Origin of the sequence: Alkalibacillus filiformis (assembly GCF_030814115.1) — a bacterium.
Lineage (GTDB): Bacteria > Bacillota > Bacilli > Bacillales > Alkalibacillaceae > Alkalibacillus > Alkalibacillus filiformis.
Genome location: NZ_JAUSUP010000007.1, coordinates 33,811 through 59,504 on the forward strand (window position 1 = coordinate 33,811; position 25,694 = coordinate 59,504).

Below are 25,694 nucleotides of genomic sequence, written 5' to 3' on the forward strand. Positions count from 1 at the left end.
CCTATAAAACTGATTAATTATATTGCAAAGCTAAAGGAACAGTGAGAGTGTCTTTTAGCTTCATAACCTCATTTTGAATCGTGATCGGCAACTCGCTTTGTGAATCCTTTGAGATCGTGCATTGCGCTCTCGTAATCTCAAAGCGTAACTGCTCACCTTGCCAATCGATATTAAACGTAATCGAATCCCATTCACTTGGTAGAGTCGGATTAACGGATAAACCTTTGGGCGTTAACCTCACCCCTGCAAAACCAAACACAGAAATACTCCAAATCCCTGCAATCGATGCAGCATGAATGCCTTCTTGAGATGATTTCATATTTTGACCAAGATCAATCTCTGCTGCGCGGCGGAACATGCGATAAGCCATGTCCATCTTTTCAAAATCACTCGCCACAATCGCGTGCGTCGATAGACTTAAAGACGAATCGTGTAACGTACGCGGTTCATAATAATCGAAGTTTGCACGCTTAAGCGCTGCATCAAATTCAACCTCATCTTTTAAGAACGTTTGCTCAAGTAAATAGAGTAAAACGAGTACATCAGCTTGCTTCGTCACTTGAAGCCCATTAATTTGTGGCTGATTGTAATCTTTATAAATCGTTCTTGGCTGCTCTTGCTTTTTATATTTTTCTAAATCGATTTCAGGAAGTGATAAATACGTGTCATCTTGAGGAATGACTTGATCATCTTCCCTCGGTGCTGGTAAGAAAATGTTCTCAGCTTTTTCTTTCCAGTTTTCATAGTTTTGCTGTAAGTTGAGTTTTTCATTAAGTGTTGCGAAAACGTTTTCGTTTTGCTCACTTAAAAACTCATAATACTTAATGGCTAGCTTCAAATTAAAATAACTCATGTAATTCGTATAAGCATTGTTATTCACATGCTCTTTATATTCATCTGGTCCAATCACATTATGAATTTCATATCTTGCCTCAGCTTCATTCCATTCATAACGACTAGCCCAGAAGTTAGCACTATCAAAAACCATTTCGTAACCGTAATCATTTAGAAACGCTTCATCGTTCGTCACGTTGTAATACTGATTAATTGCAAAAGCAATGTCAGCCGTAATGTGCTGCTCGATTAAGCCTGTCCAAATCTTACTTCTTTCACCAGTTACGATATCAATGTCACCATAAAGCGGTGTCACTTCCCCATCATCTGGGAATGCCATCTCCCACGGGTACATCGCACCTTCATAATCATTTTCTTTCGCCTTCGCTCGCGCACTTTCCAACCCGTAATAACGATAGGTTAATAGAGAACGTGCCACTTCAGGATTCGAATAAGTGAAAAATGGTAGAACGAAAATCTCAGTATCCCAAAACGAGTGGCCTTTATACCCTTCACCAGATAACCCTTTCGCACCAATCCCCATCCGCGAATCATGATCAGGTGTCATAATCGTCATATGATAGATTGAGAATCGAACAGCTAGCTGGTCAAAGTTGTCTTGACTATCAATCTCGATATTGTAGCGGTTCCATATTTGATTGAACCACGCTTGTCGATGCTCATCTCTTAACTCGTCATAACTTTTTTGCGCGACTTTTTCCAATGTTTGATGTGCTTGTTGCTTAACCGTTTCTTGATCAGCACCATTCGGTAAAAACTCACGATCACGACTCGTATAAACAGTCGTTAACTTTTCAAATGTAACCTTTTCACCCGGCGCTAATTCAAACTGACAACCAACACCGACTTTACGCCTGTCCATAAGTTTATCGACTGAAGATTCTTTCGATAAACGGTGCTGACTGACTAACGCAACATCCACATCAGACTGACGCGTCGTCTGCACATATTCGAGTAAATCATTTCCGTAAATTCTCGGCACACCATTTAAAAAGTGCTGTGCACCTGTGTTCGTCGTTTGACCGTTAATTGAGCTTTCTAGTTGAATTGATGCACTTTTATTTAGCGCCTCTATTTCAACTTTCATGCCAATTAAGTGACGTTCAGCAAGCGAGACGAAACGACGACAATGGAATTGAAATGCTTTTCCTTTTGGTGATGTCCACTTAAACGAACGCGTTAGCTCAGCTGTTTTTAAATTCAATATTCTAACGTATTCATTCGTTTCGCCAATTTCTAAATGAAAACGCTCACCATCGATATAAAAATCTATTTGCGTTACATCTGCTAAGTTAGGAAGCTCTGTTACTTCAGTCGGATCGGCTTGATTGAACGTCCCATTAACAAATAAGTTACGTTTCTCACCGAAATAAGACTCTTCTGTTGCCGAACGAAGCCCCATATAGCCATTACCTAATGCCATAACCGCTTCAAACTTCCGCAAATGATTCGGCGAAAAGTCATTTTCAGCTACAATCCAATCTTTAAACTCCTCTTGGCCATAATCATATCGGATCATATCATACCCCTTTTACAAATCGTGTAACCGCTTACTAAACGTATGAAAAAATATAGATTACTAGAATTTACGAAAACGTTTTAGTAACTTTCAAAAAATTTTTTAAGCACCCTGTTCGTGCTCGTAAATCAAAGTATAAGAGCATTCTATTAAAAAGTCAACAGAAAATGAAAGCGATTTTATAGACAAATTTTGGGGATGTTTTGAGTGGAAGCTGATCTTTTGGCTTGAGCGCTGATAAATTCTCGTGAACGCTGATAACTTGAGCGCGAGCGCTGATAAATTTTTGTGAACGCTGATAAGCTTGGTCCGAGCGCTGATAAATTTTCGTGAACGCTGATAAGCTTGGTCCGAGCGCCGATAAATCCTCGTGAACGCTGATATCATAGTCGAAGTGCTGTTATGTTCGTGAGCGCCAAATTATCTCGTGAACGCCAGAATTTTTAAGCGAACGCCAAATTAATTCGTCCGAGCGCCAGAATATTTCCGCGTGCGCCAAATTTTTGACCGCGAACGCCAGAATATCCCCACGAACGCCAAAAAAAATCGCCGAACAATTCTATTCGGCGATTCGCGGAAAACCTTCTTTCATTTCCTTCTATAATACACTAAAAAACAACTCTACAAATCGTTTGCGCTCAACATCATGCAATACGTGTACATTCGGTGATTTGTTCATCGTCCCTAAATGATCAACGACCGTCGCACCTGCTGTTGTGTAGCCTGCTGTCTCAACAGTGACGTAACAATCCTGTCCCTCGAATAAACTAGGGTCGATCACATAAGCAACCGCACATAAATCATGCAAGCGCAGTACTTCAGAATGATACGGTTCTAAAAATGGTGAAGAATCTTGGGCATCCATATAATGTTGCAACATTTCATAAAGTGTTTTCGACAGCTCGTTACCTGTTGCTTTTAATAAGTCTAAGTCTTTTTGGTCTAAATAAGCTTTATGCGTCACATCAAGACCACTCATCACAATCGGAATCCCACTTTGCATAACGACTTCAGCCGCTTCTGGGTCAACGTAAATATTAAATTCGGCCTTAGGCGAAACGTTACCGCCTCGTGCAGCGCCACCCATAATCGAAATTTGTTTAATTTTCGGTTTCACTTCCGGATGCGCTAACAACAACGCCCCAACGTTTGTAAGTGGGCCTGTCGCAATGATCGTCACCGGCTCATCAGCTTCTTTCAAAACAGATACCATCGCCTCAATTGCTGGACGATCACTTTCCTCTAACGTCGCCTCAGGTAACTCGACACCACCAATACCAGACTCACCGTGAATATGGTCGGCAATCACTAAGTCGCGTAAAAATGGCTTCTCAGATCCGCGCGCAATTTCAACCTCTTCTCCTATGTAACTGACAAAACGAAGCGCATTATCCATGACTTTATCTTGCGTCTGATTACCCGCACTCGTCGTAATTAACTTCACCTCTGTCTTCTCATGCCTTAACGCTAATAAAAGCATCATCACATCATCAATACCAGGATCACAATCAATAATGACTGGTGTCTTCTCCATTACACTCACCTCTTCTTATGTTCGAAGTGGATCAAACGGTGTTAAATCCATTTCCACTTCTTCGTCTATAGCTAGCTTAGCCGTCATTTTACCGACAAAAGGTCCAATGGTCAATCCTGAAGGCCCTAAGCCTGTTGCGACAATCAGATTGTTATAACTAGCAGTTTTTCCTAATAAAGGCTTTTGATCAGGCCCCATAGGTCGAAAGCCGATACGAACATCTTCCAACGTCGCATCGGCTAACCCAGGTGCCACGGCAAGACCTTCATCTAGCACCTCTTGCACACCACCAGCAGTCAACCTGTAGTCAAAGCCACTTCCTGCCTCGCGCGTCGCACCAAACACGACACGCCCATCATCAAACGCTAACATGTAATGACTCGACTGTGGTAAAACGACCGACCAACCTTTCGTATCTTCACCTTCAGACCGCAAATGCGCGATTTGACCACGTTGCGGCTCTAGCTCAATCGACACTTCTACCTGTTCAAGCAACTTTTTCGACCAAGCACCTGATGCCACAATGACACGATCTGCTTCTAACACTCCTTCAAGCGTCCTAACAACAATTTCACCACCACGACTCTCAAGCTCCACCTCTTCTTCAAACAACTGTCCGCCACGTTTTTCAAAAGCACGCACTAACGCTTGAGTAAGCAAGTTTCCATCAACTCGTGCACCACCAGAAACATGGACAGCCTTGCAATCATCTTGAAGTGGCGGGAACATCGCTTTTGCCTCTGTATTCGTCAACTTTTCCACACTTCCGACAAAATCCGTCTCCTCACGCTTTCGAACCGCTTCTTCATAAAGTGCCTCAAGTTCCGCTTCCGTATTCGCTAACGCCAGCGCACCACACTTATAATACCCTGTCTCACCAGCTTCATCCTTACGCAAATCATCAATTAATACTGGATAATCCACCGCGCCAGCCTTCGCTAACTCATAAAGATCCGGATCCTTTCTTGCACCAACCCAAGGACAAACAATCCCAGCGCCAGCCCGTGTTGCCTTTCCTTGAAAGTCCGCATCCACTAACACGACATCTTCTCCTTGCTGAACGAGACGATATGCCGTTGCAGCTCCTAAAATGCCCGCACCAATGATGATATGCTTCAAAAAAGCCCTCCCCTTTCAATTATATGTCACAGTTTTACTTAATAGGAAATATATTTACAGCTAATTCTCAACAACTTTCCCACGGCGCCTTTTTAACAAGTACTCAATAGCACCAGTCCCTAAGAAGATCCCTATTATAATAAGTACAAACCCAATAATATGTTCAAGCATAATCGCTTCATTTAAAAAGACCGCCGAACCAATAATCGCAAACAACGTATTTAAGTTAATAAAAATCGCCGATTCAGCCGGGCCAACTTTTTTAATCACATAGTTATACGTCATATGACCAAATGCTGTCGCCATAATCGCACTAAATAAAAAGACAGAGCCAATATGCCAATCAAACACTCGCGTCATCTCACTCACATCTGCACCTAACGCCTGGCTTAATCCGAAAATAACAACCGAACCAAACACCATGATGTAACCCGTGATCAAACGAGGATCAAACGTCGCTCTTAATTTACTAATTAACACAAAACTAAACCCTTGAACCGCCACACCAAGGAAGACAAACACATCCCCCATTGACATCGCACCTAGTCCACCACTGCCTGCAAGTGTTGTTGTTGCCACACCAGCAAAACCAAAAATAAACCCGATCGTCCTTAACAAGTTTACTTTCTGCCTTAAGAAAATAACTGCCATCAACACGGTCATAAGCGGCATTAACCCAAGAATAAGTGCTCCGTTAACACCAGTTGTCCCTTCTAACCCAACCGCAATAAACGAATGGTGTAACACGACATTAAATGTTCCAATATATAACATAACGAGCCACTCTGACTTATGCGGCAAACGGAAAATCCCCATAAAATAACAAATGACCAACACCGCAATCCCCGCCGTAAACACACGGAAAGATGTCAGCAACACCGGATCAATCGTATCGACCAGCACTTTAAGCGCCGGCAAATTCATCCCCCACATAAGCATGACTAGGAATAACAAAATATAAATCTTAACCAAACTTTTCACCTGTTTCTAAACTATAATTCTTCCACCATACACAATTTCGTGACTAGAAGCAATAAGTACGACTTCCTAATCCTCATAATCCGGCGTTCGCCGGATTATGGTTGCATTTCGCCGGAATATTTTAATTTTCGCCGGAATAATAAAAATTTCGCCCGAAAAATAAAATAATCGCCGGAATCTATTACCCGGCGATTGCTAATTCACTCAAATACTCTACTTATGATGACTTTTGAAATATATAAGCTCCTTCTTGAATTTCTTTAAAAGAAACAGAATCTCCAATATCAATATCTTCATCCATATATCCTGTCACTCTTAAACGTTCAGTTAGTTGAACAAGTACGACTTGGTATGGAGCTTTATCAGCAAACTTTGGAGGCGCGATGTGAATAGTAGTGAAGCTATAAACCTCACCTTTTCCTTCGATGTCTAGCCTAGAAAAACTGGAATTCCTACACTTTGGGCAATAATACTTTTCTGATAATGTTTCATATCCACATTGGTTACAACGAAACGCATCCATCACTTACACCCTCTCTAAAATATGAACTGTTGAGTATGACCCTGTGCCACCTAAATTTTGCGCCAATCCAATACGCGCGCCATCTACTTGATTTGGGGCCGTTCCCCTCAACTGATGAACAATTTGATACAGTTGAGAAATGCCTGTTGCACCTATTGGATGCCCCTTAGATAAAAGACCCCCACTTGTATTAATTGGTTTTTCACCATTTGGCAATGTTTTACCTTGTTCTACTGCTAAGTAACCTTCTCCTCGGTTAAAAAAGCCTAATTCTTCTGATGAAATTATTTCAGTCATCGAAAAACAATCGTGAATTTCTACTACGTCAATATCCTCTGGACCTAACCCAGCTTTTTCATAAGCTATTCTCCCAGATTCGCCAACTGCTGGGATCGACAATAGGTTTTCGGCATTTTGCATTTCAGTCGGTCCTGATGCTTGAGCACTGCTTCTTACTGCTATGTCTCCTTTTTTCTTTGACAATACAACAGCCGAGGCTCCATCTGTTGTCGGAGAGCAATCAAATAACCCTAGTGGCTCCGTAATCATACGAGCTGACATAATTTCTTCAATTGACGTTTCAGTCTTAAACTGTGATAACGGATTATTAATGGCATTATTTCGGTTTTTCAGAGCGACATGAGCTAAATGTTCCTTAGTTGCACCAGTCTCATAAAAATACCGATTAGCTAATACACCAAAGAAACCAGGGAAAGTTAACCCCGCATGCTTTTCATTAGAGTCATTATCCATTGCTGCGTTGATTGCTTCAGTAACTTCTACTGTAGAAACATGTTTCATTTTTTCTACACCAGCAACGAGAACTGTTTCATATTCTCCACTCATAATGCCCAATAAGGCTTGACGAAAAGCAATGCCACCAGATGCACATGCCCCTTCAATTTTTGCTGTCGGTACATAACCTAAACCTAAATCATTAGCAATAATTGCGCCTAATATTTCTTGGTTATAAATAGAACCTCCCATGAAGTTACCTACAAATACCGCATCAACATCTGGTTTCCCGGCATCTTCAAGCGCTTCAATTGATGCATCTAGCAATAAGTTTTTCAATGTTTTATCTTCTAATTTGCCGAACTGCGTCATGCCGACACCGTGAATATATGTTTGCATCATTGCACCCCCTCTAAATGCTGCTTACGAAGTTCACGTTTAAGAATTTTACCATAAGAGCTTTTAGGTAACTGATCTACGAAATGAATTTGTTTAGGTTTTTTCAAACTAGCTAAGTACTCTTTACAAAGCGCAATTAAGTCTTCTTCAACAACTTCAGTAGTGCCATTTGGAACAACATATGCTACAACTGATTCGCCCCATTTGTCATCAGGTATACCAATTACACAAGTTTCTTTGACACCCTCATGCTTGTTTAGTACCTCTTCAACTTCTCTAGGGTAAATATTTAATCCGCCCGAAATAATAACATCTTTAATACGATCAACGATGTGTAAATAACCTTGTTCATCAACCCATCCTAAGTCTCCAGTATGCAACCAGCCATTTTGTAACGTTTTGTTTGTCGCTTCTTCATTATTCCAATAACCTTTCATAACGAGAGAACCTTTACAAACAATTTCTCCTACTTCACCATTTTCAACTTCAAGACCATCAGAATTGATAATTTTCATATCTACAAAAGGACCCGTATAACCACAAGATTCCAATCGACTACTTAACTGATTCCTCGGCATGACAGTAATACACATCGGTGCTTCAACTTGACCATAAGTCTCAACAAACTTAGTTCCTAGTTTAGATAGAGCAAGTTGTAATTTGCTCGCAGCGATTGGTGAACCTGCCATGTTAATCGACTTAATAGACTTTAACTTTTCAGGGTCAAAGTTTGGATTCTGAATCATTAAGTTGACCATCGTTGGCACCATAAAAATAACAGAGACTTGATCCTTTTCAATGTCATCAATAAACTCTTCAGGTTCAAAGTTGTTATACACGACTTGTGTGTTTCCATGTAACCATGCAACGTGAGATAAAAAGTTACTACCATGAGTTAACGGTGCTACATGACCAATCACATCTCTGTTCGTAACCTCACAAACCTCAGACAGTGATAAAGCACCTGTTAACATATTTCGGTGAGATAACATGACACCTTTGGGATTGCCGGTCGTTCCTGAAGTATACATAATGGCAAACAAATCATCTTCATGCACATCTTCTTCTACTGCATCACCGTAATAACGGTTGATCACAGTATCGTAATCAGTTCCTATTAAAAGGCGATCAAAGTCTAACTCTATTGGATTAATCAAATCTTCTTCTCCAATTACAATACCTAATTGCGCATCGTCAATCATATATTCATGTTCTCTTGGATGTAACTTGTAGTTTAACGGTACTTTAATAAAGCCACCAAAAGCAGCTGCCAAATCAAGCTCAACATGCTCATGACGATTAGACATTAATACTGCAAAACGGTCTCCCTTTTTCAAACCTTTATCTTCTAGATAACTAGCAATAGCCATAGAGCGATAATAAAGATCCTGATACGTAATCGATACATCCTCAAACTTTACTGCTGTTCTATTAGGATAGGCTTTCATCACTTTCTTAGCTTGCAATCCTAATGTTTCCATTGATTAAACCTCCCCTTTTGATGAAAATCTAAATACAGGTAACCCCCAATAGTCATCTATTTGCCTTTGCAAATGAATACCATCTACTGGGTTTAATGTATACTCCATCGTTACAGCCGTAGGGTTTTCTCCCTTCAAGAAATGTCCCCCTGTAATATTTCCATCTGGATCAACAATGAGGCCATGGAAGTGTACATCCAACTCTCCATTTTGATCTAATCCGATAAAACCAGTGCCTGATAAAATCTCAACCGGTTTCTCAATATTAATTTGATCTGTATAGCCAATACTTCCATCTTCGTTTTGACTAATTTGCAACATTCCAACACGTTTTAATGATCCAATACATTGAAAGGATGCTGTCTGAATACCGTACTCCTTACAAACTTCGATCATTCCTTCAAACAAATCAACATCCTTAGTTAGACGTCCCATAATGGTTTGTTCACTTTTTCCTTGAACACTTTCTATTGATTGGTATTTACCCAATATCAACACCTCCATCAACTCTTAAAGTTTGAGCAGTTGTATACCCTGACTTTGGATTAGCAAAATATGAAACAGCCTCAGCAATGTCTTCTGTTTGCCCCATTCTCTTTATGACTTGCTGGTCAAAATTGTAGGCTAACCCTGATGTAATACCAGTTTCTGTTGCACCTGGCGCAACAGAATTACAAGTAATATCATACTCACCTAATTCTTTTGCTACCCATTTCGTTAAGGCTATTAAAGCTCCTTTTGAAGCAGCATAAGCTGGTCCTGATCTACCTTTTTTTGACCCTTGATGACTCGATAAAACTCCCCCATTAATACCTGAGACGGAACTAATATTCACAATTCTTCCATATTTGCTTTCTAACATATGAGGGTATATAACGGCTTTCATAAAATTAAATGCAGCCTTTACATTTGTTTCTAAATCACGGTCCCATATCTCATCAGTCATATCTTCAATATCAACACGTCCACAAGTTCCAGCATTATTCACTAGAATTTGAACGCCACCAAAGCTTTCTACTGTATTGTCGACTACACTTTTAACGAACGATTCTTCACGAATGTTTCCAGTCATTTCAATTACACCTACACTAGGATTCGCTTGCTTAATAGATTGAGCCGTTTCTTCACACGATTTTAGATCGACTAAAGTTATATTCGCCCCTTGTTCTGCTAGTTTAATAGCTGAAGCTGCACCAATCCCTCCAGCAGCTCCAGTAATTATTGCCGTTTGTCCTTCGACACTCATTATTAACACATCCTTTTTTTGACTAATCAATTCCAATTAAATCCGGTAAGAAAGTTGAAATTTCTGGAATAAACGTTACTAAAATTAAGACCACTATAGCTGCAATTAAGAAAGGTAATATGGCCTTGGAAACTTGTGATATAGGCAATTTGGTTATACCTGCCGCAACATATAAGTTCAACCCGACCGGTGGTGTAAATAGTCCAATTGCTAAGTTTAGAGTCATAAACACACCAATGACTGTTGGATCCATATCTAAAAACAGCGCAATCGGTAAAATGATTGGCACAAAAATGTAAAATGCTGAAATTGCATCGATAAATGCACCAGCAACTAAAAGCATTAAGTTAATTAATAATAAAATCAAAATAGGATTTTCCGTTATAAATAATAGTGAATCAGCGATTTGCCTAGCTATTCTCTCTGAAGTGATTATGTAAGCAAATAATGAAGCTGAACTCACAATAAACATGACAACAGCTGTTTGAACCGATGCATCAACAAAGACGTTATACAATTTTTTAATAGACAGTTCACGATAAACGAACATGCCAATAAACAAACCATAAAAGACAGCTACAACTGCAGCTTCTGTTGGTGTAAAGATTCCACCATAAATACCACCAAGTATAATTATTGGAATTAACAAGCCCCAAAAAGCTGATAAAAAAGACTTTCCAATATCTTTTAAACTACTTCTTTCGTATTTCTGAACAGGTTTCACTTCTTCTTTTACAGGAAGTAGCTTTTGATCATCACGCCACTTGATCATTAATGCTGTAATCACAAAGGCAATGGCAAGGAGTATTCCAGGAACAATACCTGCAATAAAAAGCCTACCAATTGTGACATCAATTTGATCTCCCGCTACTACAGCAAAAACGATAAAAGCAATACTAGGAGGAACAATAATACCTATTGAACCCGAACTTGCAACTAAAGATGCTGCTGTATCTTTTCGATACCCGTTTTTCACAATGGCAGGAATTAAAATACCACCAATTGCCGCAACTGTAGCTGGACCAGAACCAGAGATTGCCGCAAAAAATAGTGCTGTAATCACTGTTATAAAAACAATTCCGCCTCTTACATTACCTACTAATGTCTGAGCGAAACTAATCAACCTTTTAGATATCCCAGCGTACTCCATAATGACACCTGCAAGAATGAAAAATGGAATGGCTAATAAAGTGAAGGTTGAGATACTTGTATACATAATGTTTGACATAGTATTGACACTCGTCATACCACCTATGGAGAACAGAACGAATACAGAGGTCGTTCCAATGGCAATTGCTATTGGGACTTTTAATAACACCAACAAGAAAAATAGCCCAAAGAGTAAGATTATTGTCATCTTTCGACCTCCTCATCATTTATAGAACGCCATTCCAAAACAAAGACTTGAATTGTTCGAATAATACAGAGCGCTGCACCTACAGGTAACGCAAGTGAGAATAACCACCTTGGCCAACCAAGTGCAGGAGTAGTACTATTGATTGTTCGTTGAAAGTCAATCATTTCATATCCGAAGTAGGCGATCGATACAAAAAAGAAAATTGAAACAAACGTCACGATGATCGAGATGATTTTCTTTAAACTTTTCGGTGCAATATCAAAAAGTAAAGTAAAGCCAAGGTGTGCATGTTTACGCACACCTATGGCTGCTCCTACGAACGTTAAAAGAACAAACAAGTTAACAGTCACTTCTTCTGTGAACGATAATGAAATTCCAATGAAGTTTCTCGATAAGACATTTGTAAAAGCGATAATTGACATGACCGCTAATACGGAAACCACTATAAACTCTTCAATATTATTCAACCACCGAGTCATGCCTTATTCCCCCTTCTAACCGCTTTAAGGTGTAAACGCTTCTAGTAAATCCGCACCCCATACATCTTCAAAGTCATCATAGATTGGTTGTACAACTTCAAGGAATGCATCTAATTCTTCATCGGTAGGGTAATAGAACTGCATACCGCCCTCTTCTAACTCCTCAATTTGCTCAGCTTCCTTTTCTCTTGCTAATTCAATTTGATACGCTGCTGCTTCTTGGCCTAAACGAGTGAACAGTTCTTGGTCTTCTTCACTCATTGACTGAAATAATTCTTGGTTCATACCTAACACTAATGGATCGTATGAGTAGTTCCACATTGTCGTATAGTCTTGCACTTCATCTAAACGAGAAGAATAAATGACATCAATTGGATTTTCTTGACCATCAATAGCTCCTTGTTGTAATGAAGTAAATACTTCAGAGAAAGTCATAGTTGTAGGATCAGCACCTAACTCTCTCCATAAATCTGTATACATCGTAATACCAGGAATTCGAATTCCTAGGCCATCAATATCCTCAGGTGATGTGATTTCGTGAACACTGTTTGTAACTTGGCGGAAACCATTTTCACCATAACCTAAAGGTTCTACACCAATTTCTCTTAAAATATCTTGCAACATCTCGCCACCTTCACCATTAAACACTTCATCAACCTCATCGTGATCTCTGAACAAGAATGGAGCACTTGCTACACCAAACCTGTCATCTAAGATCGAATAAATAATAGTAGAGTTAAAAGTTAAGTCGATATTTCCTCGCGATAACAACTCAACAGCTTGCCCTGAATCCCCACCAGATAACTCTTCGTTTGGATAAACATCAATTGTAATGCGACCTTCTGTTTCCTCTTCAATATCTGTTGCTAATTTTTCTGCCGCTTCAAACCAAGTAGAAGATTCAGCAACTGTAACTGACATTTGTAAATCATGACTCTCTTCTCCTGCAGTAGATCCCTCTTCTTCACATGCAATTAAAAAAATGGATAAAACAACTAACAAGACTAAAATAGAAAACCTCTTCATTTCATTTTCCTCCCCTAATTTTTAAAGAATATAGTCGTCAATAAAATCTATTAAATGCATGGCTTCCATATGGTCAGACAATCCTTCTCGCTCTATGCCGAGTTTCATCTGCAATAGACAACCAGGGTTTGTTGTAATTAAGATTTGTGCTTGTGTTTCATTAACATATTCCATCTTGTCGTCGAGAATTTTCATAGACATTTCTGGTTGAGATAAATTGTAGATGCCAGCAGAGCCACAACAATGGTCAGAACCTTCCAACTCTACATAATAAACATTGTTAATAGCCTTCAATATTTCTCTTGGTGCGTCTTGAACACGGCTCACATTTCTCAAATGACAAGAATCTTGGTATGTTACTGTAACGGGACTTTGTTGTTTAGAAGTTAAAGTTTCTTTCGTAATGCCTAATTCATAAACTAATTGTGTAATGTCAATTGACTTACTCGAAAATTGCTTTGCTTGCTCTAATAGCGCATAATCTTCATCTTTTAATAAATGATCATACTCAGAAAGAAAGGCTCCACAACCTCCAGCATTATTGACGATGTAATCTACATCCTCAGCCAAAAACTGTTGTAAATTAACCTTTGCATTCTCTCTCGCTTTTTCTAACTCTCCACTATGTCCTTGAAGTGCTCCACAACAAACTTGATTTTCAGGTACCCATACATCACAACCAAGCTCTTGTAGAACATTAATCGTCGCTTCATTTGTTTTTGCAAACATCGTGTCCATTAAACAACCTGTGAAGAAAGCAACCTTCGTCTTTTTACTTTTCCCCTCATAAACCATCCCCTTTTTGACGTTACTTTTTTCTATCTTTGGAATCACTTTTTCCATCTCTCTCATTGTTGATGGAAAAAATGATAGAATACCCATCTTTCTTGTAAGCGTTTGCAAACCTGAACGTTGATAAAACTTAACAAAACTTGTAACCTTCTCCATTGCACTTTGATTCTGAAACAAATAATCAAAAGCTACTTTTCTCGCAGCCTTTTCTTTAACAGGAGCATTTGTTTCTCGTTGTATAACGTTTCTCGCACTCTCTAGTAATGACCCATATTCAACCCCAGCCGGACAGGCGGGTTCACAAGCTCGACATCCTAAGCACAAGTCAATCGATTCTTCCACAGATCCATCAAAAGGAATATCACCATCCCTTACTGCTTTCATTAGAGCAATTCTCCCACGTGGGGACTGTGTTTCATCGTAATTGGAGTGAACATATGTAGGGCATGCCGGTAAGCAAAAACCGCAGCGCATACAATCAAGCAGTTTCGTTTCCTCAATCTCTTCCTGAAAACCTTGTTGTATTTTTTCTTGCATTTCTAAAGTGATCATCTTGAAACCACCACACGCTTTTTAGTAGATTTAGCGAACATCTTTCCAGGGTTCATAATATTATTGGGGTCGATTGCTTTTTTAATCGACTTCATCAACTCTATACCTTCCCTACCAATTTTCCACTCTAAGTAGGAGGATTTCATTTCACCTACACCATGCTCTCCTGTTATGGTGCCACCCAGATCAACAGCAATTTGGAAAATCTCTGCAAATGCTTCCTCTACACGCTTAATTTCCTCTTTATTTCGTTCATCTGTTACACATGTAGGATGTAAATTACCATCACCAGCGTGACCGAAAGTTTGAATTCTTACGTTATACTTTTCTGCCGTTTCAGTAATGGCCCTAACCATCGTAGCAATTTCAGACCTTGGTACAGTTGCATCTTCTAATATAGTTGTAGGTGTTAATTGAGCCAAACAAGACAACGCATCTTTACGCGCTCGCCTTAACGATTCTGCTTCTTGTTCATTAGCAGCTCTTGTAATACTAACTGCTCCAAAACGCTGACAAATTTCATTGATTTTTTCAATGTCATTTGCAACTACAGCCTCTGGACCATCCTGTTCTATAAGTAATAACGCTTCACAGTCTGTCGGCAACCCTATTTGTTTATAATCTTCAACTACACGAATAGTTTCTTGATCCATAAACTCTAAAGTTGCTGGAATTATTCGGTTAGCAAGAATAGCTGATACTGCCTCTGCTGCTTCTTCCATAGATTTATATATCACTACCATTGTCTGCTTAGATGGCGGCTTGGGTATAAGCTTCAGTGTTGCTTGAGTCACAATTGCTAAAGTCCCTTCAGATCCAATTAGTAAGCTTTTTAAATCATAGCCAGCAACATCTTTTGCTAGTTTCCCACCAGTATATATAATGTCCCCATTGGGTAGCACAGCTTCTAGAGCTAGAACATAATCTTTTGTTACACCATATTTTAACCCTCGTAATCCACCTGAGTTTTCACTAATATTACCTCCAATCGTCGATATTTTACCCGAACTCGGATCAGGTGGATAAAACAAGCCGCGGTTTTCTACATAGCCATGAACTGTCTCAGTTAAAACGCCTGGTTCAACTGTCAGCGTTAAATTTTCCTCATCAAGCTCAACAACTTGATCCATGTTGTTAAATAATATAACAACCCCACCATTTGTTGGTGTTGTACCTGCTGCTAAGTTTGTACCAGATCCCCTGGGCACAATGGGAACATCTTGTTCATTACACGACTTTACAATTTGTGAAACCTCACTTGTGTTTCGGGGAGATATGATTAAATCTGGCATTGATTGAAATCCTGCAGTCGCATCATAAGAATAAGATAACCTTGATGCTGTTGATGTCTTTACGTTTTCAACACCGGATATTCCTTCTAGTTTCTGTATAAATTCTCGGTTTAAAATCTTCTTCCCCCTCCTTCCTCTATCAAACAATGAAACCGTTTACAACGTTGTTAGATTAATTATATTATTCTGAATGTTCTTAAATCAATGTATTAAAACACAAAAAAGAGAGCATTCAAGCTCTCTTTTTTGTATCTTCATATAAAAATCGATATCCTAGATAGAGTAACGTAATATGATGAACACTTTTTAGATCTAGATCTGTTAACTGTTCAATCTTTCTCAGCCGATAATCAAGGGTGTTTTTATGAATGTATAAATATTCAGCTGTTTTATGACGAGATAAATCATTTTTAAACCAAGCACTTATTGTTTCTAGATATACATCTTGACCTGTAATTGGATTAATTGTGCGTCTAACAAACTCTCTTTTAACACTAGAATCCAACACTTGTTGCAACAGCTCTAGCCGAAGATCTCCATCAAATACTATATCTTTCGTTTTAAGTGATACTGCACAAGCTCGTTCTGCTTGCTTCAACGATACTTTTAAATTCTCAGAACGCTGTGGTTGCCCAACTCCAATTGCAACACTTTCATCAAATAACTTTTCCAACTCTTTCTTGAAACGTTTAAGTCGTGACTTTAAAACAAGTTCTTCTTCTTGCTCAATTAGGAATAAAATTCGATCTTGCCCCCAACGAATAATTAATGTTTGTCTAAGACCCCACGCATCTTTTAACATTTTTATTTCTTTGTAAGTAAAGTGATAATCTTTATTTTTAGTATCTAGTACAATAACTCTTTCATAACTATACATGTTCAGGTTATAAAAATTACTCTTCTCAATCATACCCTTTGTTATTTGATCAGAATTGAGCCAATCAAATATAAAAAATTCTATTTCTCTAGCTTGCCGTTCTTCATCAAGTCGATTAATTGAATCTCTAACAAATAGTTCTGTAACTTTTCTCACTAGCATAGCAAATGGTTTAATTAAATCTGGTTCTCCAGTAATTCCAATACAACCATAAGCTTGCTCCTGAATGAGGATTGGTAGTACAATACCTTGCCTCACTCCTTTTAGCTCCTTAGTTAACTCATCAGTCATAACTAAATTTTCTTTATTCTCAATTGCCTTAAGAGCTCCCTCATGAAAATGATCAACCCTTGTTGGATCTGACGAAGCTACAATAACCCCTTTATTGTTGGTTAGGATCACATCTTCTTTTATGAGGTTTTTCACTTCTCGAACAATATCCTCAGACAGTATCCCTCTCTCAAAATATTCGCTCATATATAATTACCCCTCATTATAAGTTTCTGAATTTTCTTTACAAACATTCTATCATACTACTATATTTCTATATATCCCTTACAGCTTGTTAAATATTTGTAATATTATTTAATAACTTATTAACTGAAATTGAAGTTATTCTATAATATAATGGCGTATGTTTAATTGTTTTAATAGAGAGTTGGGAGAGTATGGCAGAGGTTAAGACGACGCGTGATCCGTTCGTTGACAATGCGCGATTTTTGCTCGTGTTTCTTGTCGTGTTAGGGCATTTTTTCGTGCCGATTCGTGGGGATCACCCGGTCATCAACGAAATTAACAATCTACTTGGCCTATTTAGAATGCCAGCACTAATCTTACTCACTGGCTTTCTAAGTAAAGGGTTCATGAAGCCAGGTTTTCTTAAAAAAATTACGATGAAGTTGCTCGTTCCGTATTTTATTTTCCAGATTATTTTCGGAGCGTATTACTATTTTCTATATAACGATCCGACGTTTGAGTTTTATCTATTATCACCGCAGTTTACGTTATGGTTTCTATTAAGCTTATTTTTCTGGAACTTAATGTTGTTTGTATTTACAAAAATTAAGTATCCACTATTAATTGCGGTTTTATTAGGGATCGGCGTTGGCTATATTTCAGATATTGGTCACTACTTGTCTATGCACCGTACGTTTGTCTTCTTCCCATTCTTCTTGCTCGGTTACTACATGAAGTTAGAGCAGATAAAATGGGTAAAGAAGCGTTTTATGAAAGTGGCTGCCGTGGCAGCGTTCGTGTTCGTTTATATTATGTTTGAACAAGTGTTATCACTAAACGAATCGTTGAATTGGCTGTTCGGCTACACGCCGTATGCAGGACTTGGCTATGACCAGTGGTATGCTGGGTTCATCCGATTAGCAATCTACGGACTATCATTAGTTGTCGGCTTTGCCTTTCTAGCATTCGTGCCAACGCGTGAGACATTTTTTACCGAACTTGGTAAACGAACAGCTTACATTTATATTTTACACGGTGTCGTTGTTGAGACGATGTACGAGCTTTATTTATATGAAGCACTTTCGGACATTTGGGATTACATGCTCATCCTCGTTTACGGTGCAATCATCACATTAGCACTCGGATCGAATAAAACAGTTAAGTGGACGCGACCTTTAATAGAAGGAAGGATTGCACAGCCACTACTGTATCGAAAGAACTAAACGGACTAGTCCGTTTAGTTCTTTTTTTGCCCTAAAGTAATACTTAAGACAAACCTTTAATATATTAGAATGGATTAGCTTAAGATTATTGATCCTATGTTATAACTTCTAGGTGTGATTAGTGTTTTATTAAAGGAGAGGATATTAATGAAAAAAATACTTTTACCATTAATAGTCGGTTTAATTTTAGGAGGTAGTATTACCGTTTATGCAAGTAGTAACTATTTTGCAGACGCACTAAGTAATCAAGATGAACAAATAAAGAACATTTTAATGGAACATTATGAAGATATGTATAAACAAAGAGGCCAGCAACAACACACTGATATGATGAGTGTCGTCCAGTCTGAGCGTGAAGCAATTTTAGACTATTTCAAGCCTAAAATTGAAGAATTGGTGCATGATGAAGCAGACCAAAGAAGAGAAGAACATATTAAAGCAATCGAACAGGCTTCAAATGAACTTATAGAAGATATTTATAAAATGTTGGAAGAAGAACTTGGTTATGAAATACCTAGAGGTTAGTTCGAAATTGTAAAAGGAGGCGATTTCTATGGGCGCATTTACATGTAGCAAATGCTATAACCAACAAGCTGGTGGGAACTTTTGTGAAAACTGTGGGAATGCATTAGTGCAAGGTGGTCAGCAAGTCATTCAAGTAAAACAAATTCCATTATCTCGAAGTAGCAGACAACAAACGTCAGAGCCCTCAGCATTAAACACCATGATGAGAAGCTACGGCGAATTTTATAAAAAAACATTAAAAAATCCAACCCACGCACTTAAACAATCAGACCATCATTACGGTAACGCGATTGCGACATTACTTCTTCTATCCATCACCTTTGCACTTGGTATTTACTCATTGATGAACGCGCAAGGTGTGCTAGTCGATACGAATGCATTCCAAATTATAAGTCGGATAACACTTGGTGCACTACTCATCTTAGCAACTGGTTTAGTAGGACTAATCATCAGCTTAAAGATCGGTGGCATTCATTTAACTTATAAAGAAACGATTGCTCAATATGGCACACTTGCTGTTCCTTTCACCTTACTCACGATGTTATCAATAGTCACAGGACTAAGCTCATCCGTCACATTCACTTTATCATTAGCCGCAATAGGACTACTCCTTTTTGTAGCATTCACCCCAATGCTGATGACCTTCTTTCATATTTTACAAACAGAAAACCACCGCGCAACACTATACTTAAGCTTCTTAGCTTTTGGCGTGACAATCCTAACACTATACGTCATGTTCCGAATCTATTTAGCTGACCTATGGGTGATGGTTGGCAGAATATAATTTAATAATGGTAGCGAACGTCTATTAAGGCGTTCGTTTTTTTCTATAATTGGATTCCGGCGTTCGCCGGATTATTGAAGATTTCGCCGGAATATCGTGATTTTCGCCGGATTACCATCAAAGTCGCTGATAATCCAGATAATGTAAACGAGATCCAAATTATATAATGAGCAACTTACAAAAAACTAGACACGAACACACATTCTGTTATATAATAAAAGTGCCCCTCATAGAAAAGGAGATTGATATATGATCATACTTCCTCACAGTAAACCTCCTGAGCTCGAACAACTTGAAGCCCTCGTCCCTCGTTATAAAGGGAAAGATCAAACCTATCAAACCATTCAGGAGCGACTTGGCAAAGAGTTAGCAGGATATAAAGGTGAACGTTCTCTCCATTACTATATAAAACTACTAAAGTTAAACAATCACTTTCTATTATTTGGTTTTCGAGCCAAAGGAATCGATAGTTATTTCCAAATTGACTCAATGCTCATCACGCAAAGTTTCATTCTTATAATTGAAGCAAAACATTTAAAGGGGACACTTTCAATCAATGAAGCTGGACAACTAATACAAGAAACCGAAGATTATACTGAGGTTTACCAGAACCCACTCACCCAAGCTAACATTCAAAGGTACCAACTCACCCACCTATTATCACAGCGGGAGTTAGATCTCTTGCCCATTTATACGTGTGTTACTTTCACACATCCTAAATCAATTCTCAACATCAATAAAAACTCCGTTGACATCTTCCCAAGCCAGAACCTTCCCAGCTATATCTATAAAGTCTTATCTCAAAATAAAAAACCTATCATTAGTAACCAAAAAGCTCATTCAATTGCCACTACATTAAAATTCCAACACTCACCTAAAAACAATAACTTAATAAATTATTACGGAATCACTGACCACCTAGTTCGGAAAGGAGTATGGTGCACAGCTTGTCAAAAAATAATGATGATTCGCATCCACGGAAATTGGCACTGCCCAAAATGTAACCACAAAGACAAAACTGCACACATGCAAGCATTAAGAGAATTCTCGATTTTGTATGATCGACAACAGATTACCAATAAAGAGGCTAGAACATTTTTAAAAATCGAATCCGAATCAACAGCTAAAAGGTTGCTGTCAAAGTTTGATAGAATCGGTGATACAAAAGGAAGTCTATACCTTTTAAATTCATTAACTTAACCGCTCCTCAAATGAGAGAGCGGTTAAGTTATTTTGGCATAATCTAGGAATTCAGCGTTCGCCGGATTATGAGGCACTTTCACCGGAAAAATTTAATTTTCGCCGGATTATTGAAAAATTCGCCGGAATATCGTGATTTTCGCCGGATTACCATAAAAGTCGCTGATAATCCAGATAATGTAAGCGATATTAACTAAGCTCACAATAAAAAATCACAAGTAAATCAACATTCAACCCTTTCCTTAATAATCCTTCCTAAAAATACACCCCATAAACAATCGCACTGGTCACCAGCATGACTGCCACACTCAACGGCAGCCCGACCTTAACGAAATCTACAAATCTATAGCCGCACGCCTCGTATACAACGAGATTCGTCTGGTAGCCGATTGGGGTGACGAAGCTTGCGGAGGCGGCAATGGCGATGACGACTGCGAAGCCAATCGGATCGACATGTAGCACCCGTGCCATTTCTAAACCGATTGGCAGCATGAGCACGGCGGCAGCGACGTTCGTCATCAGCTCAGTGAATAGGTTCGTTAAAAGGTACAGTGCGACGACCACGGCGAACATGCCTAGCGGGGCGACGGCCGCCAACACGACCGTGGCGATCCAATCTGCTAAACCGGACTTCGACATAGCCATCCCAACGCCAATCGCACTCGAAACGAGGATTAAAATTTGCCAAGGAATCGTTCGCACAACATCCCCCGTTTTCAACACGCGCGATACTAAAAGCAACACGACAACAGATGTAACAGCGATCAACATCGGCACCAAGCCAAAAGCAACTAACACAATCGCCACGCCTAAAAGCGATAAAGCAATCCATCCGTCTGCCGGATTCCCTCGGCTTGTACCCATTTTACGCCGACGCATCCCCCGCCCCCGACGACCACGCTTCGTTCTTTTATCAGGCAAAAGTCGCCAGCCGACAATCGCCACATAAACAAGCCCTACAAGGGTAATAGGCACACCAACGACCGCCAATTGAAAAAAACCAAACCCTTCCAGCTCAACTTCTCGCAGCAAGCCATCGACAACAAGATTCGTCGACGTCCCAATTAACGTCACCGTTCCGCCTAAAATCGTCACGTAAGAAAGCGGAATTAATAGTTTCGTCTCTGGCACGCCGTTTCGCTTACACCAATTTCATACAACCGGAACTAAAGTGACCACAATCGGCGTGTTATTCAAAAAACTTGAAGCCCCAGCTGCAGGTGCGAGTAACCGGACCACTAAATCTCTCATCGAACCCACTTCCGCTCCACGCAAAAGCTTCCCAACGATTCGCGTCATCACTCCGCTTCTTTCAATCACGCCAGCAATGACAAACAACAAACCGATCGTCCAGACCCCTTCATTAACAAAGCCTCTCGCCGCTTCATTCGGCTCGAGCACTCCCGATAACAAAAGCACGACTAACGCCACAAAAACAACCCACTCCGCTCGAAACCGATCCGTCAATAAAACGATAATCATGAAACATATAAGTCCACTAACCAACATCATTTCAACCGTCATATTACCAATCCTCTACCTCGAGTTCTCACATAATCTATGAAAACAAAAGTCGATCGGTAAGAGCGGACGACCTAGGATTGATAGCGTAATTAAGCGAACGCTTAATTAATCGGGCGTTCGCCTAATTATCGTGGATTTCGCCTGAATATCAAAAAAATCGCCTGATTCCACAATAACCAGACGATTTCATTCTTCGCTTTCTTACTCCACTCTAAATTTATCAAACTTTTCTGAATAAAACCTACCTCTCTTCATATATTTTCGTTATAATAGTAAATAAATACTATTCTACAAACATTTAAGGAAGGTGGTTTGATCGTACAAGCAGTGCAATACCCGCGTTCAATTTATATCGGTGAAAAAAGTTTAACGAAATTACAGCAAACTTTAAAACAACTAAATACCACTAACCCGCTCTTCATCATGAGTCAAACTCTAGCAAAATCACCATACGTCCAAGAGACTATTAACAAACTACCATACGAAACGTCAACTTTTACTAACTTTCAAGGCGAACCAAACACTAACCACTTAACTCTAGCAACAGACCATTTCCAACAAAAGCAATGTGACAGTATCGTTGCGATTGGTGGCGGCAGCGCAATCGACTTAGCTAAGGCTGTTTCGTATCAAACTTTAAATCCTTCTATGAAACTTACTGAAATACCTAATCAAGATCACATCCCGAGAGTTCCACTAATCGCCGTTCCAACTACAGCTGGCACTGGTTCTGAAGCAACAAAAATAACGGTGATCACAGATGAGACTAGCCAAATTAAAATGAACCCTGCTCACCATGACCTCACCCCAGATGTTGCAATACTAGATCCGCTTCTAACAACATCTTTGCCTCAACACATCACAGCCTATACTGGAATAGATGCACTCGCTCATGCAATGGAAGCATATGTTTCAACGTTAGCAAGTGATTTAACCGACGATTATGCATTGAAAGCCATTCGCTTAATCGGTGAATATCTACCAATTGCCGTCCATCAACCAGAAAGCATCGAAGCCCGTGAAAAAATGTTAAAAGGAAGTCTTTACGCTGGCATTGCCTTTTCAAATGCATCTACAAACCTAGCTCATGCGACTGCCAGACCATTAGGAGCGCGGTTCAAAATTCCACACGGATTAAGCGTAGCATTAACACTTTCACAAGTCGTCAAATTCGGGCTCCAATCTACTGAACAACGTTATGCTAATATAGCAAGCGCTTTACACCAAGACCCTCTAAAAACAGATGCGCAAGACACGTATCAATTCATCGAAGACCTTAACGATACATTTAACATTTACGAACTTGCTCAAACTTATATTCAACATGACTTTCAAGACGACATCCCTCAACTTACAGAAGATGCACTTTCAGGAAATGGTATTAAGACAAACCGCAAACTCCCTACAACTTCAGACATTCAAAAAATCTATTATCAAATCAATAAAAACTTAGGAGTGATCAAATGGCAGAAATGACTGGCGGCGAAGTAATTGCCAAAATGTTAGGTAAGGAAAATGTGAATAAAGTGTTCGGCATCATTGATGGCACTTATTTTGGACTATATTCAAGCTTTGAAAAATACGGCATCGACCTCATTACACCTCGTCACGAAACGAGTGCTGCTCATATGGCGGGGGCTTATGCAAGAACTACTGGTGACTTAGGTGTATGTATGGCAAGTAATGGCCCAGGCGTTGCTAATATTCTCCCGGGCCTAGTAGTCGAGGAAGCTGAAGGAAATCGTGTATTAGTCATTACGAGCTCGAGGCGCACCGGAATTATGTATCCTGACCGCGGTGGTACATACCAATGCTTCAACCAAACAGGCGTCATAAAACAAATGGCAAAATGGAGCGAGGCTGTCCTCTCTTTTGACCGAATTCCAGAATTAATGCGCACCGCTTTACGTGAGTGTTATGACGGAAGGCCTGGTGTTGTCCATTTAGATATTCCAGAAAACATTATGAATTCCAAGTTCAAAGCTACATTCCCATTCCAAGAACCACATCAATACAGACTTATGACCAACCTTGATCCAACTGAAGAACAAGTAAAACAAGCGGCTCAACTACTTTTAAAAGCTAAGTTCCCGATCATCCATGCCGGTAGTGGTGTCATCCATGCTCAAGCTTACGACGAGCTTGAAAGTATCGCGGACTTACTCCAGTCAATGGTGACAACGAGTTGGTCAGGTCGTGGCGCTATGCGAGAAAGCAACCGCCTCACCATGCCAATGGTACACATCGAAACGAACAACAACATTCGAAACGAAGCCGATCTCGTTCTAGTCCTCGGTTCAAGACTCGGCGAGACAGATTGGTGGGGAAAAGCACCTTATTGGAACAAAGACCAACAAGTCATCCAAGTTGACCTAGACCCGAGCATAATCGGCATGAACAAACCGATAGATCTTGGCATTCAAGCTGATATTAAGCAATTTTTAGCCAAGCTGTACGATCAACTCGTCGAACAAAAAGACCAAATCGAAACGAACAACCGCAAGACGACGATTAATAAATTTGTAGAAGAAAAAGAAAAGCACCGCAAAAAACTCGATCAAAAGCTCGAAGACACTGAAGCTCCAATGAACCCAGCACATGTCCCTTATTTGGCACAACAAGTCTTCTCATCAGAAGTCCCCGTCATCGCTGATGGTGGTAACACAGCGATTTGGGCTAACTTTTATTCAACCGTTGAAAAACCTGGTTCACTCTTTTCGACATTTAAATTCGGGATGCTTGGCGCTGGCGTTGCTCAAGCATTAGGCGTTGCAGCTGCTAATCCTGATGAACCGGTTATTTGTGTCATTGGTGACGGTGCGATGGGCTTTCACCCACAAGAGGTGGAAACAGCCGTCCGAAACAACTTGAAAGTGATCTTCCTCGTCGTTTGTGACAAACAATGGGGCATGGTGAAAATTAACCAAAACTTCTCCCTTCGTCCGGTCAAAACACTTGTCAAAAAATCACTTGATGAAGAGGAAAACATAAATGCTGACTTAGGAGAAATTAACTTTGATCAACTCGCTCAAAGTATGGGAGCACACGGCGAGCGAGTATCAGAACCAGATGAGTTACGAGAAGCGCTCGATCGCGCCTTAAAACTTGACCAATGTGCTGTCATTCATTGTGACGTTGACCCTGTCAAACATATGTGGGCACCAGGGTTAAAATATTTCAAAGACATGCACCTTGAGCCAAAGGGGAAATAGACG

Annotated in this window: 21 protein-coding genes and 1 pseudogene; 6 read left to right on the plus strand and 16 right to left on the minus strand. The window is 39.7% G+C overall.

Going from position 1 to position 25,694, the window contains the following annotated elements; translation table 11 throughout:
• Positions 1 to 13: 13 nt before the first annotated feature.
• The 15 genes from J2R98_RS10695 to J2R98_RS10765 all read right to left on the minus strand — a co-directional run bounded on the left by J2R98_RS10695 (position 14) and on the right by J2R98_RS10765 (position 17,244).
• A complete protein-coding gene (locus tag J2R98_RS10695; RefSeq protein WP_307068832.1) occupies positions 14 to 2,374 on the minus strand; it encodes a glycoside hydrolase family 65 protein in 2,361 nt (786 codons plus the stop codon).
• 598 nt (positions 2,375 to 2,972) lie between these two features.
• The gene (locus J2R98_RS10700; protein WP_307068834.1) at positions 2,973 to 3,908 is read right to left on the minus strand and encodes a nucleoside hydrolase; all 936 of its coding nucleotides are present in this window, start codon (positions 3,906 to 3,908) and stop codon (positions 2,973 to 2,975) included.
• Positions 3,909 to 3,923: 15 nt separating this feature from the next.
• Complete coding sequence (locus tag J2R98_RS10705; protein ID WP_307068836.1) at positions 3,924 to 5,027, minus strand: NAD(P)/FAD-dependent oxidoreductase; 1,104 nt, start codon at positions 5,025 to 5,027, stop codon at positions 3,924 to 3,926.
• A 60-nt stretch (positions 5,028 to 5,087) separates the two neighbouring features.
• A complete protein-coding gene (locus J2R98_RS10710) occupies positions 5,088 to 5,999 on the minus strand; it encodes a DMT family transporter (protein WP_370871979.1) in 912 nt (303 codons plus the stop codon).
• Between the two features lie 226 nt (positions 6,000 to 6,225).
• Positions 6,226 to 6,531, minus strand: coding sequence for a Zn-ribbon domain-containing OB-fold protein (locus J2R98_RS10715; protein WP_307068913.1), 306 nt, complete (start codon positions 6,529 to 6,531; stop codon positions 6,226 to 6,228).
• Positions 6,532 to 6,534: 3 nt separating this feature from the next.
• Positions 6,535 to 7,668: a thiolase C-terminal domain-containing protein gene (locus J2R98_RS10720; RefSeq protein ID WP_307068840.1), complete on the minus strand. Its 1,134-nt coding sequence runs from the start codon at positions 7,666 to 7,668 to the stop codon at positions 6,535 to 6,537.
• Positions 7,665 to 9,146, minus strand: a complete 1,482-nt coding sequence (locus J2R98_RS10725; RefSeq protein WP_307068842.1) for a class I adenylate-forming enzyme family protein — start codon at positions 9,144 to 9,146, stop codon at positions 7,665 to 7,667. Before J2R98_RS10725 ends, J2R98_RS10720 begins: the two co-directional genes overlap by 4 nt.
• Before the next feature lie 3 nt (positions 9,147 to 9,149).
• On the minus strand, positions 9,150 to 9,635 hold the full coding sequence (locus tag J2R98_RS10730; RefSeq protein ID WP_307068844.1) for a PPC domain-containing DNA-binding protein: 486 nt from the start codon (positions 9,633 to 9,635) through the stop codon (positions 9,150 to 9,152).
• Positions 9,628 to 10,392, minus strand: coding sequence for an SDR family NAD(P)-dependent oxidoreductase (locus J2R98_RS10735; RefSeq protein WP_307068846.1), 765 nt, complete (start codon positions 10,390 to 10,392; stop codon positions 9,628 to 9,630). Before J2R98_RS10735 ends, J2R98_RS10730 begins: the two co-directional genes overlap by 8 nt.
• Before the next feature lie 22 nt (positions 10,393 to 10,414).
• Positions 10,415 to 11,749, minus strand: a complete 1,335-nt coding sequence (locus J2R98_RS10740) for a TRAP transporter large permease (protein ID WP_307068848.1) — start codon at positions 11,747 to 11,749, stop codon at positions 10,415 to 10,417.
• The gene (locus J2R98_RS10745) at positions 11,746 to 12,228 is read right to left on the minus strand and encodes a TRAP transporter small permease (RefSeq protein WP_307068849.1); all 483 of its coding nucleotides are present in this window, start codon (positions 12,226 to 12,228) and stop codon (positions 11,746 to 11,748) included. Before J2R98_RS10745 ends, J2R98_RS10740 begins: the two co-directional genes overlap by 4 nt.
• 24 nt (positions 12,229 to 12,252) lie before the next feature.
• Positions 12,253 to 13,254 carry a DctP family TRAP transporter solute-binding subunit gene (locus J2R98_RS10750; RefSeq protein ID WP_307068850.1) on the minus strand — a complete coding sequence of 334 codons (1,002 nt, stop codon included), beginning with the start codon at positions 13,252 to 13,254 and terminating at the stop codon, positions 12,253 to 12,255.
• 21 nt (positions 13,255 to 13,275) lie between these two features.
• Positions 13,276 to 14,595 (minus strand): (Fe-S)-binding protein, encoded by a 1,320-nt coding sequence (locus J2R98_RS10755; RefSeq protein ID WP_370871983.1) that lies wholly within the window; start codon positions 14,593 to 14,595, stop codon positions 13,276 to 13,278.
• Positions 14,595 to 16,037, minus strand: coding sequence for an FAD-binding oxidoreductase (locus J2R98_RS10760; protein ID WP_370871981.1), 1,443 nt, complete (start codon positions 16,035 to 16,037; stop codon positions 14,595 to 14,597). The genes J2R98_RS10755 and J2R98_RS10760 overlap by 1 nt, the downstream gene beginning before the upstream one ends.
• A gap of 85 nt (positions 16,038 to 16,122) precedes the next feature.
• The gene (locus tag J2R98_RS10765; protein ID WP_307068854.1) at positions 16,123 to 17,244 is read right to left on the minus strand and encodes a CdaR family transcriptional regulator; all 1,122 of its coding nucleotides are present in this window, start codon (positions 17,242 to 17,244) and stop codon (positions 16,123 to 16,125) included.
• A 191-nt stretch (positions 17,245 to 17,435) separates the two neighbouring features.
• Between J2R98_RS10765 and J2R98_RS10770 the strand changes: the two genes are divergently transcribed.
• From J2R98_RS10770 to J2R98_RS10785, 4 genes are all read left to right on the plus strand, one after another.
• Positions 17,436 to 18,446, plus strand: a complete 1,011-nt coding sequence (locus J2R98_RS10770; protein WP_307068856.1) for an acyltransferase family protein — start codon at positions 17,436 to 17,438, stop codon at positions 18,444 to 18,446.
• Positions 18,447 to 18,593: 147 nt separating this feature from the next.
• The gene (locus J2R98_RS10775) at positions 18,594 to 18,971 is read left to right on the plus strand and encodes a hypothetical protein (protein WP_307068857.1); all 378 of its coding nucleotides are present in this window, start codon (positions 18,594 to 18,596) and stop codon (positions 18,969 to 18,971) included.
• Between the two features lie 28 nt (positions 18,972 to 18,999).
• A complete protein-coding gene (locus tag J2R98_RS10780) occupies positions 19,000 to 19,755 on the plus strand; it encodes a hypothetical protein (protein ID WP_307068860.1) in 756 nt (251 codons plus the stop codon).
• A gap of 249 nt (positions 19,756 to 20,004) precedes the next feature.
• Positions 20,005 to 20,955, plus strand: a complete 951-nt coding sequence (locus J2R98_RS10785; protein WP_307068862.1) for a nuclease-related domain-containing protein — start codon at positions 20,005 to 20,007, stop codon at positions 20,953 to 20,955.
• Positions 20,956 to 21,210: 255 nt separating this feature from the next.
• On the opposite strand, the pseudogene J2R98_RS10790 reads toward J2R98_RS10785, so the two are convergent.
• Positions 21,211 to 22,479: pseudogene (locus J2R98_RS10790) on the minus strand (SLC13 family permease).
• A 312-nt stretch (positions 22,480 to 22,791) separates the two neighbouring features.
• Here J2R98_RS10790 and J2R98_RS10795 point away from each other — a divergent pair.
• Together J2R98_RS10795 and J2R98_RS10800 are read left to right on the plus strand one after the other, a co-directional pair.
• Entirely contained in the window at positions 22,792 to 23,955 is a 1,164-nt protein-coding gene (locus J2R98_RS10795) for an iron-containing alcohol dehydrogenase (protein WP_307068864.1), read from the plus strand.
• Positions 23,943 to 25,691: a thiamine pyrophosphate-binding protein gene (locus tag J2R98_RS10800; protein ID WP_307068866.1), complete on the plus strand. Its 1,749-nt coding sequence runs from the start codon at positions 23,943 to 23,945 to the stop codon at positions 25,689 to 25,691. Before J2R98_RS10795 ends, J2R98_RS10800 begins: the two co-directional genes overlap by 13 nt.
• Positions 25,692 to 25,694 lie beyond the last annotated feature (3 nt).

Excerpts from the sequence above, each read along its gene's own strand:
- J2R98_RS10695 (WP_307068832.1), bottom strand. The coding sequence starts at position 2,374 with ATGATCCGATATGATTATGGCCAAGAGGAGTTTAAAGATTGGATTGTA.
- J2R98_RS10700 (WP_307068834.1), bottom strand. The coding sequence starts at position 3,908 with ATGGAGAAGACACCAGTCATTATTGATTGTGATCCTGGTATTGATGAT.
- J2R98_RS10715 (WP_307068913.1), bottom strand. The coding sequence starts at position 6,531 with ATGGATGCGTTTCGTTGTAACCAATGTGGATATGAAACATTATCAGAA.
- J2R98_RS10720 (WP_307068840.1), bottom strand. The coding sequence starts at position 7,668 with ATGATGCAAACATATATTCACGGTGTCGGCATGACGCAGTTCGGCAAA.
- J2R98_RS10725 (WP_307068842.1), bottom strand. The coding sequence starts at position 9,146 with ATGGAAACATTAGGATTGCAAGCTAAGAAAGTGATGAAAGCCTATCCT.
- J2R98_RS10735 (WP_307068846.1), bottom strand. The coding sequence starts at position 10,392 with ATGAGTGTCGAAGGACAAACGGCAATAATTACTGGAGCTGCTGGAGGG.
- J2R98_RS10740 (WP_307068848.1), bottom strand. The coding sequence starts at position 11,749 with ATGACAATAATCTTACTCTTTGGGCTATTTTTCTTGTTGGTGTTATTA.
- J2R98_RS10745 (WP_307068849.1), bottom strand. The coding sequence starts at position 12,228 with ATGACTCGGTGGTTGAATAATATTGAAGAGTTTATAGTGGTTTCCGTA.
- J2R98_RS10750 (WP_307068850.1), bottom strand. The coding sequence starts at position 13,254 with ATGAAGAGGTTTTCTATTTTAGTCTTGTTAGTTGTTTTATCCATTTTT.
- J2R98_RS10765 (WP_307068854.1), bottom strand. The coding sequence starts at position 17,244 with ATGAGCGAATATTTTGAGAGAGGGATACTGTCTGAGGATATTGTTCGA.
- J2R98_RS10770 (WP_307068856.1), top strand. The coding sequence starts at position 17,436 with ATGGCAGAGGTTAAGACGACGCGTGATCCGTTCGTTGACAATGCGCGA.
- J2R98_RS10775 (WP_307068857.1), top strand. The coding sequence starts at position 18,594 with ATGAAAAAAATACTTTTACCATTAATAGTCGGTTTAATTTTAGGAGGT.
- J2R98_RS10780 (WP_307068860.1), top strand. The coding sequence starts at position 19,000 with ATGGGCGCATTTACATGTAGCAAATGCTATAACCAACAAGCTGGTGGG.
- J2R98_RS10785 (WP_307068862.1), top strand. The coding sequence starts at position 20,005 with ATGATCATACTTCCTCACAGTAAACCTCCTGAGCTCGAACAACTTGAA.
- J2R98_RS10800 (WP_307068866.1), top strand. The coding sequence starts at position 23,943 with ATGGCAGAAATGACTGGCGGCGAAGTAATTGCCAAAATGTTAGGTAAG.